Source organism: Vibrio atypicus (genome assembly GCF_009811315.1).
In the GTDB taxonomy this organism is placed as follows: Bacteria; Pseudomonadota; Gammaproteobacteria; order Enterobacterales; family Vibrionaceae; genus Vibrio; species Vibrio atypicus.
In genome coordinates this window covers 466618-483658 of the sequence record NZ_BLID01000004.1, presented here as the reverse complement: position 1 = coordinate 483658, position 17041 = coordinate 466618, and the positions used below count along the sequence as shown (strand labels likewise).

Genomic DNA, 17041 nt, shown 5'->3' with positions numbered 1-17041 from the left:
TGCTAGTATTGGTGAGAAAAGTTTTTTTGACATACAGCGCACGCAAGGGTATCAGTCTTGACAGATTGTGATATACTCTGCGCGCAATTTATACCTTATAAACAGAGTAAGACAATGGCAGATTTATCAAAGTACAGAAACATTGGTATTTTCGCGCACGTTGATGCGGGTAAAACTACCACCACTGAGCGTATTCTTAAGCTTACTGGTAAAATCCACAAAACTGGTGAAGTACACGACGGTGAGTCTACAACTGACTTCATGGAGCAGGAAGCTGAGCGTGGTATTACAATCCAGTCAGCAGCGGTAACTTGTGAGTGGAATGGCCACCGCCTAAACGTTATCGATACTCCGGGACACGTTGACTTTACAGTTGAAGTATACCGTTCACTGAAAGTTCTTGATGGCGGTATCGGTGTATTCTGTGGTTCTGGTGGTGTTGAGCCTCAGTCAGAAACAAACTGGCGTTACGCGAACGACTCAGAAGTTGCTCGTCTGATCTTCGTAAACAAACTAGACCGTATGGGTGCAGACTTCTTCAACGTAGTTGATCAAGTACGCAACGTACTAGGTGCTAACCCACTAGTAATGACTCTGCCAATCGGTCGTGAAGACGATTTCGTTGGTGTTGTTGACGTACTAAACCGTCAAGCTTACGTTTGGGATGACACAGGTCTACCAGAAAACTACGAAATCACAGATGTTCCTGCGGACATGCTTGATGATCTAGAACAGTACCGTGAAGAGCTAGTTGAAACTGCTGTAGAGCAAGACGACGAGCTAATGGAAGCTTACATGGAAGGCGAAGAGCCATCTATTGAGCAGCTAAAAGAGTGTATCCGTAAAGGTACTCGTGACCTAGCGTTCTTCCCAACATTCTGTGGTTCTGCGTTTAAGAACAAAGGCATGCAACTTATCCTTGACGCTGTTGTAGATTACCTACCAGCTCCAAACGAAGTTGATCCTCAGCCTCTAACAGATCCAGAAACTGGCGAACCAACAGGTGAAGTTGCGACTGTATCTGCAGATGAGCCACTAAAAGCGCTAGCATTCAAGATCATGGATGACCGTTTTGGTGCACTAACATTCGTTCGTATTTACTCAGGCCGTCTGAAGAAGGGTGACACTATCCTTAACTCAGCGACTGGTAAGACTGAACGTATCGGCCGTATGTGTGAAATGCAAGCGGACGAGCGTAACGAACTTACTGAAGCACAAGCTGGTGACATCATCGCTATCGTAGGTATGAAGAACGTTCAAACTGGTCACACTCTATGTGATCCTAAGCACGAATGTACTCTTGAAGCTATGATCTTCCCAGAACCAGTAATCTCAATCGCTGTATCTCCTAAAGATAAAGGCGGTTCTGAGAAGATGGGTATCGCGATCGGTAAGATGGTTGCAGAAGATCCATCATTCCAGGTTGAAACTGACGAAGAGTCTGGTGAAACTATCCTGAAAGGTATGGGTGAACTTCACCTAGACATCAAGGTAGATATCCTTAAGCGTACTTACGGCGTTGAGCTAGAAGTAGGTGCTCCACAGGTAGCTTACCGTGAAACTATCACTCAAGCAGTTGAAGATAGCTACACGCACAAGAAGCAGTCTGGTGGTTCTGGTCAGTTCGGTAAGATCGACTACCGTATCAAGCCAGGTGAAGCAAACTCAGGCTTCACGTTCAAATCAACAGTTGTTGGTGGTAACGTACCTAAAGAATTCTGGCCTGCAGTTGAGAAAGGTTTCGCATCTATGATGCAAACTGGTGTTCTAGCTGGCTTCCCAACTCTAGACGTAGAAGTTGAACTGTTCGACGGTGGTTTCCACGCAGTTGACTCTTCAGCAATCGCTTACGAAATCGCTGCTAAAGGCGCATTCCGTCAGTCTATGCCTAAAGCTGGTGCGCAACTTCTTGAGCCAATCATGAACGTTGACGTATTTACTCCAGAAGACAACGTTGGTGACGTAATCGGTGACCTTAACCGTCGTCGTGGTATGATCAAAGACCAACAAGCTGGTACTACAGGCGTTCGTATTAAAGCTGACGTTCCTCTATCAGAAATGTTTGGCTACATCGGTCACCTACGTACTATCACTTCTGGCCGTGGTCAGTTCTCTATGGAATTTGGTCAATATGCACCATGTCCACAGAACGTTGCTGAGCAAGTAATCGCAGAAGTTAAAGAGCGTAACGAGAAGAAGTAATTCTTTCTGTTAGCTAGATAGCTTAAAAAGCCCCTGAAGTGAAAGCTTCAGGGGCTTTTGTTTTTTGGGAGGTTTTTTATGTTTCCAATTCCCCATGGAGCCAATGAGCAAATGTTTGAATCCTATGTCTTCGTGGTGATTCTTCATCGTAAAAGAGATTGAACTGTATACCTGGTGTCATGCCTATATCAAAAGGCTTAATGAGTAATCCTCGCTCAACATAATCATTTGCGAGTGAATCAGACGCTAAGCATGCACCATGACCAGCCATCACCGCATTCATTGCATGATCAAATGTGCTGACTTCCATCCAATCGACAGACTCTTTGTTCATTTCTAAACCCGCCTCTTTAAACCATGATTGCCATGGATACCCCCCAGACTCGTAATGGATTAGCCAGCAAGACAGAAGTTGCTTGGGAGAGCTTAGGGCAAGTGAGTCAGCCAAATGAGGCGAGCAGAATGGGTACACAGCTTCTTCGAATAGAAATTCTTTATGCATGCTTTGGTTGCTATCTGGCATCAGCTCTTCACCTTGCCAAATCGCTAGGTCAGCATCGCCTTGTTTAAGATTAGGGGCATCGCAACTGGTGATAATACGAATAGGAATATTGGGGTATTGAACGGAAAACTTCCACAATCTCGGGAGCAACCATCGTGAGGCAAAAGAAGGTGTCGAACTGACACAAAGCAGCCCATCGACAGGCTCACTTTGAATTTGGTTTAATCCTGTGACTATTTGTTCTAACCCTTGAGAAACATGTTTGAATAGCGTTTTTCCTTGCTCTGTCAAACGCATCTCACGGCCATCTCGAACGAAAAGTTTACAACCTAAACCATCTTCCAATTGGCGTATTTTCTGGCTGACCGCGGCTTGACTAATAAAGAGCTCTTCAGCTGCTCGACTATAGCTACCTAGCCTTGCAGCAACCTCAAAGTAACGTAACCCTGCTAGATGGTGTAGCCTTGCATCCATATTTGCTCCCTGATTTTTGTTCCATTGCTGTTTAGGATAATAATTGATTTATTATCTAAAACAAAAGGAGAGCTAATGCTCTCCTTAAGTTTGGTCATTTGGGTCTTTACTCTTCCCAAACAATTAATTGACCTTTAGGCCAATTGTGTCCGACATCGTGATACTTTTGCTCCAGGACGTGACGTTTTATCTTAAGCGTTGGCGTTAAAATACCGTTTTCGATACTCCAAGGGTCTTTGATCATTAATACCCCTTTGATCTGTTCATGAGATTCTAAGCTGGCATTCATACGTGCGATGACTTTTTCTGTCGTACGGGCATATCTCGCTCGATCAAAGTTTGGAAAATCATGGGGCACGACAAGCAGAATCGGTGCAGGTAAACCAAGGCCAATCAAGCACATCATCTCTACTCGACTGTATTCGAAGAGCTTGTTTTCGATGGGAACAGGGGCAACAAATTTACCCTTAGCTGTTTTAAAGGTGTCTTTTTTACGACCTTGAATGGTCAAATAGCCTTCACTATCAATAAAGCCGATATCACCGGTGTGCAACCATCCTTCGGTATCGAATGACTCTTGGGTCGCGATGTCATTTTTGTAGTAGCCAGAGAACAGACCTTTACCGCGTACCATAATTTCATCGTCTTCAGCGATCTTAAGCTCTATACCTGGTCCTGCGTTACCAACACTGCCGATTTTATCGGAGCGGAAAGGGTAATTGAGAGTGCTATAAGCAAAGGATTCTGTCATCCCCCAAGCTTCAGTAATATTCAGACCAACGCTATGGTACCACTCGAGAAGTGCTGGCGAGACTGGCGCTGAGCCACAACCTAAAACTCGCGCTTGATCCAAACCAAGCCCATCGGCAAGCTTTTTCTTAATTAGCGAGTTAACAAAAGGAATCTTAAGTAGGATGTTGAGCTTTTTCTGAGGTAATTTATCTTGAATACGTTGTTGGAAGAGTGTCCATAATCTTGGTACAGAGATAAACAACGTAGGGCGATGCATTTTTACATCTTCGATAAAGGTATCCAGTGATTCTGGGAATGCGGTTTGTACGCCACCTTGAATAGAAGAGCCGAAGATATATACGCGTTCGGTAATGTGCGCAAGTGGCAAGTATGAGAACAGGCGATCACCGTCTTTGATGCCGATATGGTTGATCAACTGTTGTACTGACCAACTAAAGGCTCCGTATGTCAGCATGGCTCCTTTAGGTAAGCCTGATGTTCCTGAGGTATAAACAAGCGACATAAGCTTGTCATCATAATGCTCTGGTCGATCGCTACTTGGTTCAGCTTTTTCAATCAAGTCGACAAAGCTGTGCTGTGTTTTAGGCGCGGTATCATAAGGGAGTGAGATGGTTGTTAATTCTGGCAAGCTATCGATAACTTGCTGCGTTGCGGTCGGGTCATCCAGTTTCCCGCCGATAAGAACTTTCGACTCACTGTGATTAATACAGTATTCGATAGTGTCAGCACCCGCTGTAGGGAAAATTGGTACACTGACGAAATCACCTAGCATCATCGCAAGATCGCAGATGAACCATTCCGCACAGTTTTTGGATACCAAGGCGACTTTATCTCGCGGCTTGAGTCCTAGTTCTTTGAGAGCACTCACCAAGCGTAAAGCTTTGTCCGCGACTTCAGCATAAGTAAATTCGACAAATTGGCGATTTATTATCTGCTTTAGATACACATCATTAGGGCGTTCCTCGGCCCATTTTAAGATCATTTCGTTTGGTGGTGGGAGAGCACAAGTTGGTTTGCTTAACTCGTTAGGCTGAATCATTCTCTAACTCCATGTTATTGGCAAAATTCTAATTTATTTTTATTGTTAACAGCTTGTTAACTTTAGCATGGAAGAGGAAAGGGAGGAAAGCTTTGGTGTGATTTTGAGAACTAAGGTGTGACAACTGTATTAGTGAAGTTGTCGATATAATGCTGGAGTTAGCCCTGTTTTCTTCTTAAAAATCCGAGAAAAGTAGGATACGTCGTGGTAGCCGCATTGGAATGCAATAAAAGATATCTTTTCTTTTCGCTCGGCGGTGAGAAGTTGCTTCGCTAAATTGATTCGCTTTAAAACCAAATAGTCTCGGAAGCTTACTCCAATGGTTTTATGGAAAAATTTCGAAAAATAGGTGACTGAGTAATGACAGTATTCGGCGATGTCTTCTTCTCGAATAGTACGAGAAAGGTTTTTGTCGATATACCGTAGAATCTCGATCAGATCTTTGCTGACATTCTGTTTTTGGATCATCGATGTTAACTGGTGTATCTCTAAGATTTCTTGATGCTTAGTGTACTGATAGTGAATCTGCTCACTGAGTTGTTTCGCCCATCCCTGATCAAAAGTTTTAGAAATATCATAAGTCTTAAATACTACCTCTAATTCCATAATCTCTTTAGACAGGTTTCCAGAATGAAAGATGACTAAACCTTTGTTTAGGTTTTGGCATAGCTTTGCTGCGGTCAAGAATAGTGATTGATAGGACTCTTGGTAAAAAAAGAAGCAGAAATGGATGTCTGATTCACTAAGCACAGACACATCATAACCATAATCTTTAAGATCAAAAAAATGCTCTAGATCTCTAATTAAATCCTTATAAATAAAGGAGGTAGATTGACCTAGCCAATAACCACTGTGTAGTACATTCATTTAAGTCTTACCTAAATTAGCACTGAATTATACACATAAGGTTAGGCTAGTGATTCATGAACGCCAAGTTTCATTCGTGGATAAACTAAAGGCTTATCTATATGTAATTGATAGAAGTGTTGCTGTTTGAATTTTCTTTTGGGATGAAGATCAATATTTTTATTTATATTAATTTTGTCAAGTATCAATAGTGAGATGTTTTGATAAATGCATTTCTCATTGTAATGCTTACCTTGCTCTTTATTTTAAATTTATATAAATCAAATGCTAAGTAGTTGCTTGGTCTATTGCGTTGGAGAGATTTCTAATAGTTTTATCAATTATAGGGAGGGTGGACGGACATTATGGCGACAAATTGATGAATTTGAGTGGCAAGAAAGTACCAAAACTAGCTAAAAAAATCCTAACTCATTAGCGCATAAAACTCCTAGTTTATTAGTAAGCGAGACGCTTAAGTGCTTTAACGAAAGGAGACACATTATGACTAAAGTACTAAATAATATTACCGCTTTTTTAAAGGATGAAGAAGGTTTGACGGTTGTTGAATACGTTGTAGGTGCCGGTCTACTTGTATTAGGACTATCGGGTATTTTTGGCGCATTTAGCTCAGTATTGGAAGCTGAATTGGAAGGTGTCTTTAGCTAACCGAATTTTCAACGTCCATCAATTAGCAGCAGGAAAATCTGCTAATCCCTACTAAGATGTTTGTATAGGTTAAGTTTAATCATTAAGGCTTAATCTATATGAACAGTAGGAGTTGGCTATGTTGCTAATAAATAAAGCGAAACTTTTTTTTCAAGATGAGTCGGGTTTAACAGTGGTGGAATATGTAGTTGGTGCCAGCGTCATGCTGATTGGGTTATCTGGCCTTTTTGCAGCATTTCGAGATGTTTTATCTGAAGAATTTGATTCATTGTTCAGCTAGTACTTTGGATTCAAGGTAGGTGCGCAGTGGAATACATCATTTGGTTTGTACTACTTGTCATCGCTGTATCCGATGCCAAGGAACATCGCATTCCTAACCTCTATCTCCTTATTACCCTCGTACTTTGTATCGTTAAGATGGTGATAGACCCTCAAGTATCCCCAACTATTTCTCATGCTCTATTTGGTGCTTCTGCTCTGTTTGGTAGTGCACTCGTTTTACATATCATGAAGGTAATGGCTCCAGGGGATGTGAAGTTGCTCGGCGTTATTGGCTTTTGGTTAGGGTGGGGGCAGCTATTTGAGGTGTCGCTATGGATTGCTGCGACAAGTATCTTGATGGCTAGCTTTTATTCGGCAATAAGAATTGCAGGGAATGAATACAAAGTAAAAGAGCAAGTTTCCAAGTATAAGCTACTATTTGCCTATGGGAGAACCGGTACAAAAGCATTAATGGATGTCGAGAGCAACTCCGCGAAATTGAGAATGCCTTTTGCGCCTGTTGTTGTTATTGGAGTTGCATTGCATAGCTACTTTTAGCCGACAATTTGTGAGAAAGGAGTCTCTATGGTCCAATCTAACACGGAAGTTAAGCATAGGGTTGAGTTGACTCCTCAAGCTGAAGCTCCGCCAGTACCAACGACTTTCGAAGCATTGAATATTCCGAAAGCGGTACTTGAGAACTTATTGATTAAGCATCTGGCGGCCTTTCCCAAATCAGACATTCTTAAATTGACCGAACTCATGTGCATTAACAGCCACATGATTGAGGATATGCTCTCTGATCTCAGAGCCAAATCTCAAGTAGAAGTATTCCAAGGCACCTCTTCTGGTTTTTCTGCTCAATCAACAGTAAATGTTCGTTACGGCTTATCTGAACTTGGTATGCAAGAAGCGGATGATGCCTTTGCAAAAGACGCTTACCTAGGCCCAGCGCCAGTTTCACTTGTTGATTATGAGGCAATGGTGAAAGCTCAGGATGTCCGCGCTCAAATGGTAAACCGGCAAGATGTGAGCTTTGCTCTGTCAGAGGTGCTCGGTGCAGAGCGAATGATTTCTGTCTTGGGGCCTGCGATCAATTCGGGCCGTGCATTGCTACTTTATGGTGATGCGGGTACAGGTAAAACATTCGTTGCGACTCGGTTACTCAATTCACTCAATACTTCTGTCTACATCCCTTATTCTGTCTATGCAGCAGGAAACATCATTAAGGTTTTTTCTCCTCAACACCATAAACGGGTTGTCGGTGGAGAGATCAAGTCTATCGCGTTTAAAGAGCAGTTTGATCGTCGCTGGGCTTTGTGCGAGAGACCTAGCATTCAAGTTGGTGGTGAATTGACGATGGATATGCTGGAGGTTAATCACTCAGAGCACAATCGGGTCTGGATGGCTCCCCTCCAAATGATGGCAAATAACGGCATCTTTATTATTGACGATTTGGGTCGTCAGCCTATGCCTGTGGATACACTGCTCAATCGTTGGATCGTGCCGATGGAGTATTTTTACGATTATTTAAATCTTCCCAACGGTCAGCAAATCACCATTCCTTTCATACTTACTTTGGCCTTTTCTACGAACCTCGATCCGGAAAAGATCAGTGACCCGGCCTTTCTGCGACGACTTGGTTACAAAATTCAGTTTGGGCCATTGCTACAAGAAGAGTACCACTCGCTTTGGTCAATGTTTGCCCAGTCTAAAAATTTGACGGTGAGTGAGGCTAGTTATGAAAAATTATTTGATTTACATCGTCAGCATTGCGTCGGTTTCTATCCTTGTATTCCAAAGGATATTGTTGGCATCAGCCGAGATATCATCGTTTTTGAAGAAGTAGACCCCGTTATCTCCCCTGAAATAGTAACCCGCGCCTGGGAAGTTTATTTTACCGCTGACGGTAAAGGAGGAGGAGAACGATGAGCCGAAATCAGGTCATTTTGCTATTTTTGCTATCCATAGTTTTTGGTTTAGGGGCGGTATTCTTTGCTAAGCAGTGGATGGATAGACAATTACAACCACAGACAGAAATGGAGGTGATTGAGCGCGAGCCTGTCATCATAGCGAGTCAAGAAATTCCTGCAGGCACCGTGATTGAAGAGCAGCACATCACAAGTAAATTACTTGAGGTGGAGTGGCGAAATGAAGGGCAGTTTACAACAGCCGAAGAGCTTGTAGGCCAAGTGGTGGCAACCAGTATTTATCCTGGAGAGTTGGTTCACCAATCGCGATTAGCGGTGGCGGGAGAAGGGTCTACTTTAGCTTCACTTATTCCTGAAAATAAACGTGCGGTAACCATTCGAGTAAATGATGTCATTGGTGTCGCAGGTTTCTTACTACCGGGTAATCGTGTCGATGTTCTCAATACTATTAAATACAGTGCTACATCCGCAAACACCGTCACAGTACTTAAAGACATTAAAGTACTGGCTGTCGATCAGACTGCAAGAAGTAAAGAAAACAAGCCGATTATTGTTCGGGCAGTCACACTAGAAGTCACCCCAAGAGATGCCGAGAAGCTTCTCACAGCAAGGAGTAAAGGGGAGATTCAATTAACACTAAGAAACCCTCACGAAGAAGAAAAAGTCGTTAAAAAATACATTGCGCCAAGTGTCACCATTATCAAAGGCACTGAATCAAGCAATATTCGAGTCAGGGATTGAGGTGAATTATGTTGAAATGGATTTTTATAATTATTCTTAGCTTAAGTTTTATTGGTGTTGCGTCTTCAGCGACGCAGTCAGGGAAAGTGGTCAAAGTTCCTCACCATAAATCCACCCATGTCACTTTAGCGGGCAAAGCGAAACGTGTCTCTTTAGGGGATCCTGAGGTCCTCGATATTGTGATGCTCAAGTCGGATGAAGTATTTTTAATTGGTAAAAAGTTAGGCTCAACGAATCTAATGGCTTGGGATAGCCGAGGACGCCTCATTGAGTCGATTAATATTGAAGTGACCCATGATCTCAATAGCTTAAAGGCGAAGCTGTTTGAGTTTTTGCCGAATGAAGAAATTGAAGTGCACAGTGCGCAGAACCGTTTGATTCTCAGTGGGCAAATTAGTAACCAAGCGGCAATGAACATCGCTTTGCGAGTGGCGGAAACCTACTCTGCTGGTCAAGAAGCCGATAAAGAAAACAAGTCGTTGAGCGAGCAGGTTCAAAAGACAGGCGTTATTAACCTTATGACCATTGGCGGTGCTCAGCAGGTTATGTTGGAAGTAACGGTGGCAGAAGTTCAGCGCAGTTTAGTGAGAAAGTTTGATTCCAATTTTCACTTTTTCGAAAGTAATGGTGGTTTCTCTTGGGGGGGAACCTCTGCTGGTGGTGTGATTGATGATATCGGAAATGGGATCGGTCCAATATTCAATGCACCTGGAATCGATAGTACTGGCTTCCTAAGTACCTTTATTGATGGTGATACCTTATTCACCTTCGCTTTGGATATCGCGAAACAGAACGGAACAGCAAAAGTATTAGCGGAACCAAACTTAACGGCACTGAGCGGTGCGAAAGCGGAATTCCTTGCTGGTGGGGAGTTCCCTATCCCGGTACCAGATGATGATGGTATTACGATTGAGTATAAAGAATACGGGGTAGGGCTGAAGTTTATTCCTACCGTGCTTAGCGATAAAAACATCAACTTAAATCTGGCGATAGATGTCAGTGAAATCGCAAATAGTTCTTCTCTTACTCTTTCCCCAGGGGGAACAAACGGAACGTATGTTATTCCGCCTATCACACGCCGCAGCGCTTCATCTACTTTAGAGCTCGCTGATGGGCAGACGATCGGTATTGCTGGGCTGCTTAGTGAAAATGTCCGCGATGTTGTTAGCGGTATGCCTGGGTTCAGTGATATTCCTGTGTTGGGCCAAATGTTTAACAGTCAGGAATACATTTCAGGTGAGACTGAACTCGTCATTTTGGTCACGCCAAGGCTGGCGAAACCTCTCGATCGACGCCGTATTTCGTTACCAACGGATTCGTTTGTTGAACCCAATGATTTTGAATATTACTTGTTAGGGCGAGGTGCTTACATCGCTCCATCAAGCCGAACAAAAACAAAAGATGTGCAGGAAAGTAACTTCATTGATCACTCAAAAGGTGGCACTGAAGGCACATTTGGTCACAGTCTTTAGGAGGCAATATGAAGATTAGATTGGTAATAGTCGTACTGTTTTGCTTTCAGGCTTTGCTGACTGGGTGCGTCAATAATGCGGATAAGCTAGGGCAGCACATGGCTAAAGTTCGCAATGCACAGGTATATAACCCAAATGCAACCGACGAGAATTTGGGCTTACTTCCGGTAGGTAGTGGTGAACGAATGGAAGGTGCTTATCAAGTCTATACAGGTAAACAAGATACCGATTTGAAAGGCACTGACAGTCAATTCTTAGAAGGGTTCTCGAACTAGCCTTAAGGACAGCACTATGGACAGCGGAAAATGGCGCATTAGCCCAAAGAAACAAAGGGGACTAACGTTAGTTTTAGTCACTGCGGCAATGCTTGCTTTAGTTGGCGTTGCAGCGCTTTCTATTGATGTTAATCACGCCATGCTAAATAAAACCCGACTGCAAAATAGTGTTGATGCTGCCGCGCTTGCTGCCGCAATTGTGTTGGACAATGGAGGCTCAACGACAGAAGCAACTGCAGCCGCAAATGCGACGTTAACCAATATGGGAGGAGCGACAGGCAATAACGAGATGGACTTCACTTCCGCACAGATTGTCGTTCAGTTTTCAAACGACCCGGCTACTTTTCCTTTTGCGGGCTTTGACTCCGATGATGATGGCTATGTTCGTGTCGTTGTGTCCGGATATCAGCTTGATAACTTCTTCGCCCATATATTGAATGTGACAAAAAATCTTGCTTCAAGTGCAGTAGCAGGACCCAGCCCGGCTGTTATTGATAGCAATAACATTGTTCCAATGGCTGTTTGTGAGGGAGATAATTCCGGGAGTGCTGGCTATGTTGCTGGCGATCTCTACGCACTTAAAATTGCTAGTCACAAACAAGGGAGTATGGGCTCAGGTAACTATCAGTTGCTCGATTTTGGCTCTGGTGCCAGTACGGTTAGAACTGCGTTAGCTGGGGATTTCGTCACTTCTGTAAGTATTGGAGATACTGTGACTACAAAGCCCGGCAACACGATTGGTCCAGTAGGCCAAGGACTCAATACTCGTTTTGGTGTATATAAAGGTGGTGGGTTGTCATCGAGTGACTATGCTCCTGATGTTTATGTAAAGGAGCCGAAGAAATCACCTAGTATAGATAATAGCGGTAATATTACGTATGCAGATACCACTGGCTCAGGTGGGCAACCTTGGAGTTATTCTGACTATTTGGCTGCTTTACCAGATTGTACTGGAGATAGTGATTGTCGAATAGACTCAGGAGGGCAGCCAAATCGCAGAGTACTCATTGTTCCGATCGTCGATTGTTCGACAGCATCTGGAGGGACCTCGTCTTTTACGGTGACTGCGTTAGGCTGCTTTTTCTTGCTCCAACAAGCTCCAACGAATAATGGTAGTAAAGACCCCGTGTATGGTGAATTTATCGAAGATTGTTCAGCTTTGAGCGGAACTCCGGGTCAAAACTCAAATAGCGATGGGCCTTATCGAATTGTGCTTTATCGAGATCCAAACGGGGAGGAATCATGATGCTTCAAGGTTCAATTCTCAAAAAACAGAAAGGGTTAGCTGCGGTCGAGTTTATCGTCACAATTCCAACGCTATTGCTGATTCTTATGGCGATCACTGAGTTTGGTAATGCATTTATTCGCTATAACACGCTCAATAAAATGGCTCAGAATGGTATTCGTTACGCGACGACTGAAATTAGCGGCACCTCAAGCTATGACCAAATTGCAGATATCAATGCAATAAAAAATATTGTGGTTTATGGGACAACCAGTGTCGGGGATGGTAGCGCAGCAATGATAGATGGAGTGACACCCTCAGATGTGACGGTGACTCACGCCGGAGGTTATGTGACCGTCACAATTAATCACAGTTACGCACCCATGATGGGGAACTTTAAGTCTGATGTGAACTTTGCTGTGCCTTTGAATGCTTCTGCGATGATGAGGACCGCGCCATGAGAAAACAAAAAGGGGTTTCTGTCATTGAATTTACCATTATTTCGACGGCGTTATTGTTGGTCATTTTCGCGGTTATTGAAGTAGGGCGATATGTTTATTCATTGCAAGTGATCAACGACATTACCCGAGTGGCAGCCCGTTTAGCGGTCGTTTGCAGGGTAGAAGATAAAAATGATATCCCAGCGCTAGCCATGCCCGATTACGCCCCAGGTGGAATGACAACCGGCCATCTGGTGATCGATTATTTGGATGCATCAGGAAATGTCGTAACAGGAACTCTGACAGATGACGATGTGTTTTCTACAATTAGATATGTGAGAGCTAGAGTTGTTAACTTTAGTTATCAATTCACAGGCTTATTAAGCTTTGCAAACCTTACTGGGCTATTAGAGGTTCCTGAGTTTGAAACGATAAGACCAAGGGAAAACTTAGGGCATCACCGATGGACGGATACTAGCGGTGAAAATAGCACCGACTGTTAGGAGAAGGGAATGGGAGAAGCTGTGCAAATTGCACCAGGGGGAGGCAGTGCCCCCATAAGGTTAAAAACGAATCTAACCATTTGGGTGTTCTATTCGTCTGATGCCTTTCATCTACACATTAGTGATGAACTGTCTAAGTGTCAGAGCATCAGTTTTGAAATGATTTCATTTCACGGACTAGTTGTGGCAAATCTGGCTCAATTTTCTCCTCCAGATTTGATCTTTGTGGAAACCGGGCCAAATTGGGCACAAAAAATTGTTGAGCTCCAGCAATTTGAAGCGCCAGTTGAAACGGAAAGCGCTCATGAAGCTTCATTGATTGTTTTTGGTAATGAGCATGATAGTGGGGCGCTAAAAATTGCCTTACGCATCGGAGCGGCCGACTTTGTTTCTGCCCAAGCTGAAATTCAAGAATTGACCCCACTTTTAAACAATATTGCAGAAGAAAAGGTCGCCAGTCGAAACTTAGGTGACTTACTGGTGTTTATGAACTCTAAAGGGGGCTGCGGTGCGTCAATGCTTGCTCTAAACACCGCAATAAAAATGGCTTTTACGAATCCAGATAAAGTGCTGTTACTTGATTTGGATCTACAGTTTGGTGTCGTCAATGACTACCTGAATATCCAGCCTACTTATAGCCTTACCGACGCACTAGCTAACGTGGCGGATATGGATGAAGTGTCGCTTGGAAGTCTCGTTACTAAGCATGACTCAGGGTTACATATTTTGGCGTTTAAGCGTGAAAACAGCCATGAGAACTACGATAAAGCAAATCAACTGAACAAGTTACTGCCATTCTTACGAGAGCAATACCCTTATATTGTGGTGGATTTATCTCGCGGGTTAGATCGCTTATTTGCCCCAGTAATTTCACCTGCTTCCAAATTGTTCATGGTGACACAACAAAATTTAGTCGCCATCAAAAGCTGCAATCAAATAATAAAAACTTTGTCGTTTGAGTTCGGTATCCAACGAGACAATGTTGAGATCCTTGTAAATCGATATGAGAAACGTCAATCCATCAAATTGAAAGACCTAAAAGAAGCGGTGGGTGATGTTAGCGTTCATACTTTTCCAAACGACTTTAAAGTGGCGTTAGAGAGTGCCAATTTAGGGCGTCCATTTGTTGAAGCCAGAAAAGGGAGCGCCTTGTCTAAATCGGTCGCTAAGTTTGTCTCTTCACTTCTTCCACAAAAAAATAAAAAACAGAGCTGGCTGAGTAAGCTTTTTTCCTAGCTAGGTAAACTTGAGGGATCGTGTCTTATGTTTTTTAAGCGCAAAAATATCAATCCTGAGCTGCAAAAAAAAGTAATGGAAGCGGATAAGCAGCAAGAGCATATGCCTGATGTAGAGAGTGGGGCTGTGCAAACGCCTGCTGATTCTGCTATCTCACTGAAAGAAAAGAAAAAGAAAGAACAAGAAGTATCAGATAAAGCAGTCGATGATGCTCGTAAACAACTCGAACAAGAATTGGAAGTGAAGCACTACTATCACCAAAGATTACTTGAAACCTTAGACTTGGGACTCTTGGCGAGTTTAGAGCAAGAACGTGCTAAAAATGATCTTCATGATGCCATTGTCCAATTGATGGCGGATGACCAAACGCATGCGTTGAGCGCCGAAGGTCGGAAGCGAGTTATCCAGCAAATTGAAGACGAAGTCTTTGGTTTAGGTCCACTTGAACCCTTGCTCAATGATGCGACGGTATCGGATATTCTGGTCAATGGCCCCAAACACGTATTTGTTGAAAGGCGGGGTAAACTTCAGCAAACGCCCTACACCTTTCTTGATGAACGTCACCTTAGAAACATCATTGACCGTATCGTTAGCCAAGTAGGTCGACGTATTGATGAAGCTTCCCCTATGGTCGATGCTCGTCTGATTGATGGCTCGCGTGTGAATGCCATCATTCCCCCATTGGCTTTGGATGGCTCCTCGGTGTCCATTCGTCGATTCGCGGTTGAAAAGCTCAACATGGACAATTTGTTGGCGTTTAACTCCCTTTCGGAGCCAATGGCTGAGTTTGTTGAAGCGGCAGTGCAAGGGGCGCTCAATGTGTTGATCTCCGGCGGTACTGGTTCTGGTAAAACGACCACGTTAAATATCTTTTCCAACTTTATTCCTCATGACGATCGTATTGTCACGATTGAAGATTCCGCAGAGCTTCAATTACAGCAAACTCATGTGGTCCGCCTAGAAACAAGACCGGCTAATTTGGAAGGCAAAGGGGAAATTACTCAGCGAGACTTAGTGAAAAACTCGCTACGTATGCGTCCAGACCGAATTGTGCTGGGGGAGGTGCGTGGTGCAGAGGCAGTAGACATGTTAGCGGCGATGAATACTGGTCACGATGGTTCACTCGCAACCATTCACGCCAATACCCCAAGGGATGCACTGTCTCGAGTTGAAAACATGTTCGCAATGGCAGGGTGGAATATGAGTGCAAAAAACTTGCGCTCGCAAATTGCTTCAGCCATTCATCTTGTGGTTCAGATGGAACGCCAAGAGGACGGTAAACGTCGTATGGTCAGTATCTGTGAAATCAATGGTATGGAAGGTGAAATCATTACCATGTCTGAGATCTTTAAGTTCCACCGCAAAGGGATGGATGAAGAAGGGAATGTTCTCGGCTACTACACTGCGACGGGTGTCGTGCCTCAATGCCACGACCACTTATCTAAAAAAGGTCTTCACCTACCTTTTGAAATATTTAATGAATCATTTTCATAGAAGGGGAATGTCATGCAACAGGATGCGACACTTTTCTATATTTTACTTTTCTTTGCTGTGGTGTTTATCTCACAAGCGCTGATTTTGCCTGCTGCGGGTAGCAAGGCGAAGCATAAACAGTTATCTCAGCGACTGAAGGAATCACAAGCGAAATTAGATGAAGAAGCGCGCTCGCTGTTGCAAGAGCACTACATCAAAAGCTTAACACCAATGGATAGAAGATTGGTTCAGATCTCGGTTTTCTCTTCGTTGAAAAAAACCATCGAGCTGTCTGGTTATGATTGGAGTTTAAGCCAAACCTTAGCGGTCACATCAATCTTATCGGTTTGCGCATTCTTGATTGTGTTGCTGCTTGGACAACCGTTTTATATTGGTTTAGCGGCATCGGTGGGTATTTGGTTTATTCTTTATTTTTGGCTCAATAAGCGCATTTCCGATCGTCTAGCCAGTTTTGAAGAACAGTTGCCAGAAGCATTGGACATCATGCGCCGTATGCTTCAAGCAGGCCAACCTGTCACACAAGCTTTTAATGAAGTGGGGAATGAGATGCCGGATCCGATCGGAACCGAATTCAAAAACACCTTCAATTTACTCAATTTTGGTTACGATATGCGAATGGCGATCATGCAGATGGCCGAGCGCACACCGACAGTTTCTATGCTTGCTTTCGCCAGTGCGGTGTTATTGCAGAAAGAAACGGGCGGTAACTTATCAGAAAACTTGGAGAAAGTGAGTCGAGTTTTACGCTCACGTTTCAAGCTACAACGTAAAATCAAAACACTCTCAGCAGAAAGTCGGCTGTCGGCATGGATTTTGGTGCTGTCACCATTCCTACTATTTTTGTTCCTGACTTTTATCAACCCAGATTATGTGGAACCACTGTATACCGATCCTCGCGGTATGACGTTAGTCAGTGGTGGCATTATTAGCTTATTTATCGGATCGATGTGGATTCGAAATATTATTAATTTTGAGGTGTGA

At 43.5% G+C, this 17041-nt stretch carries 17 protein-coding genes; 14 read left to right on the top strand and 3 right to left on the bottom strand.

Annotated elements, in window-relative coordinates; all coding sequences use genetic code 11:
- Positions 1-114 precede the first annotated feature (114 nt).
- Entirely contained in the window at positions 115-2202 is a 2088-nt protein-coding gene (fusA, locus tag GVO60_RS11680; protein WP_159654185.1) for an elongation factor G, read from the top strand.
- A gap of 76 nt (positions 2203-2278) precedes the next feature.
- Here fusA and GVO60_RS11675 read toward each other — a convergent pair whose 3' ends face one another.
- The 3 genes from GVO60_RS11675 to GVO60_RS11665 form a co-directional block, all read right to left on the bottom strand.
- Positions 2279-3178 carry a LysR substrate-binding domain-containing protein gene (locus tag GVO60_RS11675; RefSeq protein ID WP_159654183.1) on the bottom strand — a complete coding sequence of 300 codons (900 nt, stop codon included), beginning with the start codon at positions 3176-3178 and terminating at the stop codon, positions 2279-2281.
- Positions 3179-3284: 106 nt separating this feature from the next.
- The gene (locus GVO60_RS11670) at positions 3285-4970 is read right to left on the bottom strand and encodes an AMP-binding protein (RefSeq protein ID WP_159654181.1); all 1686 of its coding nucleotides are present in this window, start codon (positions 4968-4970) and stop codon (positions 3285-3287) included.
- Positions 4971-5099: 129 nt separating this feature from the next.
- Positions 5100-5837: a helix-turn-helix domain-containing protein gene (locus GVO60_RS11665; protein ID WP_159654179.1), complete on the bottom strand. Its 738-nt coding sequence runs from the start codon at positions 5835-5837 to the stop codon at positions 5100-5102.
- A gap of 480 nt (positions 5838-6317) precedes the next feature.
- Between GVO60_RS11665 and GVO60_RS11660 the strand changes: the two genes are divergently transcribed.
- The 13 genes from GVO60_RS11660 to GVO60_RS11605 all read left to right on the top strand — a co-directional run bounded on the left by GVO60_RS11660 (position 6318) and on the right by GVO60_RS11605 (position 17041).
- Positions 6318-6482, top strand: coding sequence for a Flp family type IVb pilin (locus tag GVO60_RS11660; protein ID WP_159654177.1), 165 nt, complete (start codon positions 6318-6320; stop codon positions 6480-6482).
- Between the two features lie 118 nt (positions 6483-6600).
- The gene (locus tag GVO60_RS22435) at positions 6601-6762 is read left to right on the top strand and encodes a Flp family type IVb pilin (RefSeq protein WP_167522338.1); all 162 of its coding nucleotides are present in this window, start codon (positions 6601-6603) and stop codon (positions 6760-6762) included.
- A 26-nt stretch (positions 6763-6788) separates the two neighbouring features.
- Positions 6789-7301 (top strand): A24 family peptidase, encoded by a 513-nt coding sequence (locus GVO60_RS11655; RefSeq protein WP_159654175.1) that lies wholly within the window; start codon positions 6789-6791, stop codon positions 7299-7301.
- A 27-nt stretch (positions 7302-7328) separates the two neighbouring features.
- Entirely contained in the window at positions 7329-8675 is a 1347-nt protein-coding gene (locus GVO60_RS11650; protein ID WP_159654173.1) for an ATP-binding protein, read from the top strand.
- The gene (gene cpaB, locus GVO60_RS11645) at positions 8672-9415 is read left to right on the top strand and encodes a Flp pilus assembly protein CpaB (RefSeq protein ID WP_159654171.1); all 744 of its coding nucleotides are present in this window, start codon (positions 8672-8674) and stop codon (positions 9413-9415) included. Before GVO60_RS11650 ends, cpaB begins: the two co-directional genes overlap by 4 nt.
- Before the next feature lie 8 nt (positions 9416-9423).
- Positions 9424-10887 carry a type II and III secretion system protein family protein gene (locus GVO60_RS11640; RefSeq protein WP_159654169.1) on the top strand — a complete coding sequence of 488 codons (1464 nt, stop codon included), beginning with the start codon at positions 9424-9426 and terminating at the stop codon, positions 10885-10887.
- An 8-nt stretch (positions 10888-10895) separates the two neighbouring features.
- Positions 10896-11162 carry a hypothetical protein gene (locus GVO60_RS11635; protein ID WP_159654167.1) on the top strand — a complete coding sequence of 89 codons (267 nt, stop codon included), beginning with the start codon at positions 10896-10898 and terminating at the stop codon, positions 11160-11162.
- 16 nt (positions 11163-11178) lie between these two features.
- Entirely contained in the window at positions 11179-12408 is a 1230-nt protein-coding gene (locus GVO60_RS11630) for a Tad domain-containing protein (RefSeq protein ID WP_159654165.1), read from the top strand.
- Positions 12405-12848, top strand: a complete 444-nt coding sequence (locus GVO60_RS11625) for a TadE/TadG family type IV pilus assembly protein (protein WP_159654163.1) — start codon at positions 12405-12407, stop codon at positions 12846-12848. The genes GVO60_RS11630 and GVO60_RS11625 overlap by 4 nt, the downstream gene beginning before the upstream one ends.
- Positions 12845-13330, top strand: coding sequence for a TadE/TadG family type IV pilus assembly protein (locus GVO60_RS11620; protein ID WP_159654161.1), 486 nt, complete (start codon positions 12845-12847; stop codon positions 13328-13330). The genes GVO60_RS11625 and GVO60_RS11620 overlap by 4 nt, the downstream gene beginning before the upstream one ends.
- A 9-nt stretch (positions 13331-13339) precedes the next feature.
- Positions 13340-14566: a CpaE/TadZ family protein gene (locus GVO60_RS11615; RefSeq protein ID WP_159654159.1), complete on the top strand. Its 1227-nt coding sequence runs from the start codon at positions 13340-13342 to the stop codon at positions 14564-14566.
- A gap of 27 nt (positions 14567-14593) precedes the next feature.
- Entirely contained in the window at positions 14594-16060 is a 1467-nt protein-coding gene (locus GVO60_RS11610) for a TadA family conjugal transfer-associated ATPase (RefSeq protein WP_159654157.1), read from the top strand.
- Positions 16061-16072: 12 nt separating this feature from the next.
- Positions 16073-17041, top strand: coding sequence for a type II secretion system F family protein (locus GVO60_RS11605; RefSeq protein WP_159654155.1), 969 nt, complete (start codon positions 16073-16075; stop codon positions 17039-17041).

Coding starts and splice junctions, on each gene's coding strand:
- fusA (WP_159654185.1), top strand. CDS start 115: ATGGCAGATTTATCAAAGTACAGAAACATTGGTATTTTCGCGCACGTT.
- GVO60_RS22435 (WP_167522338.1), top strand. CDS start 6,601: ATGTTGCTAATAAATAAAGCGAAACTTTTTTTTCAAGATGAGTCGGGT.
- GVO60_RS11610 (WP_159654157.1), top strand. CDS start 14,594: ATGTTTTTTAAGCGCAAAAATATCAATCCTGAGCTGCAAAAAAAAGTA.
- GVO60_RS11615 (WP_159654159.1), top strand. CDS start 13,340: ATGGGAGAAGCTGTGCAAATTGCACCAGGGGGAGGCAGTGCCCCCATA.
- GVO60_RS11620 (WP_159654161.1), top strand. CDS start 12,845: ATGAGAAAACAAAAAGGGGTTTCTGTCATTGAATTTACCATTATTTCG.
- GVO60_RS11660 (WP_159654177.1), top strand. CDS start 6,318: ATGACTAAAGTACTAAATAATATTACCGCTTTTTTAAAGGATGAAGAA.
- GVO60_RS11675 (WP_159654183.1), bottom strand. CDS start 3,178: ATGGATGCAAGGCTACACCATCTAGCAGGGTTACGTTACTTTGAGGTT.
- GVO60_RS11635 (WP_159654167.1), top strand. CDS start 10,896: ATGAAGATTAGATTGGTAATAGTCGTACTGTTTTGCTTTCAGGCTTTG.
- GVO60_RS11670 (WP_159654181.1), bottom strand. CDS start 4,970: ATGATTCAGCCTAACGAGTTAAGCAAACCAACTTGTGCTCTCCCACCA.
- GVO60_RS11630 (WP_159654165.1), top strand. CDS start 11,179: ATGGACAGCGGAAAATGGCGCATTAGCCCAAAGAAACAAAGGGGACTA.
- GVO60_RS11650 (WP_159654173.1), top strand. CDS start 7,329: ATGGTCCAATCTAACACGGAAGTTAAGCATAGGGTTGAGTTGACTCCT.
- GVO60_RS11605 (WP_159654155.1), top strand. CDS start 16,073: ATGCAACAGGATGCGACACTTTTCTATATTTTACTTTTCTTTGCTGTG.
- GVO60_RS11665 (WP_159654179.1), bottom strand. CDS start 5,837: ATGAATGTACTACACAGTGGTTATTGGCTAGGTCAATCTACCTCCTTT.
- GVO60_RS11640 (WP_159654169.1), top strand. CDS start 9,424: ATGTTGAAATGGATTTTTATAATTATTCTTAGCTTAAGTTTTATTGGT.
- cpaB (WP_159654171.1), top strand. CDS start 8,672: ATGAGCCGAAATCAGGTCATTTTGCTATTTTTGCTATCCATAGTTTTT.
- GVO60_RS11625 (WP_159654163.1), top strand. CDS start 12,405: ATGATGCTTCAAGGTTCAATTCTCAAAAAACAGAAAGGGTTAGCTGCG.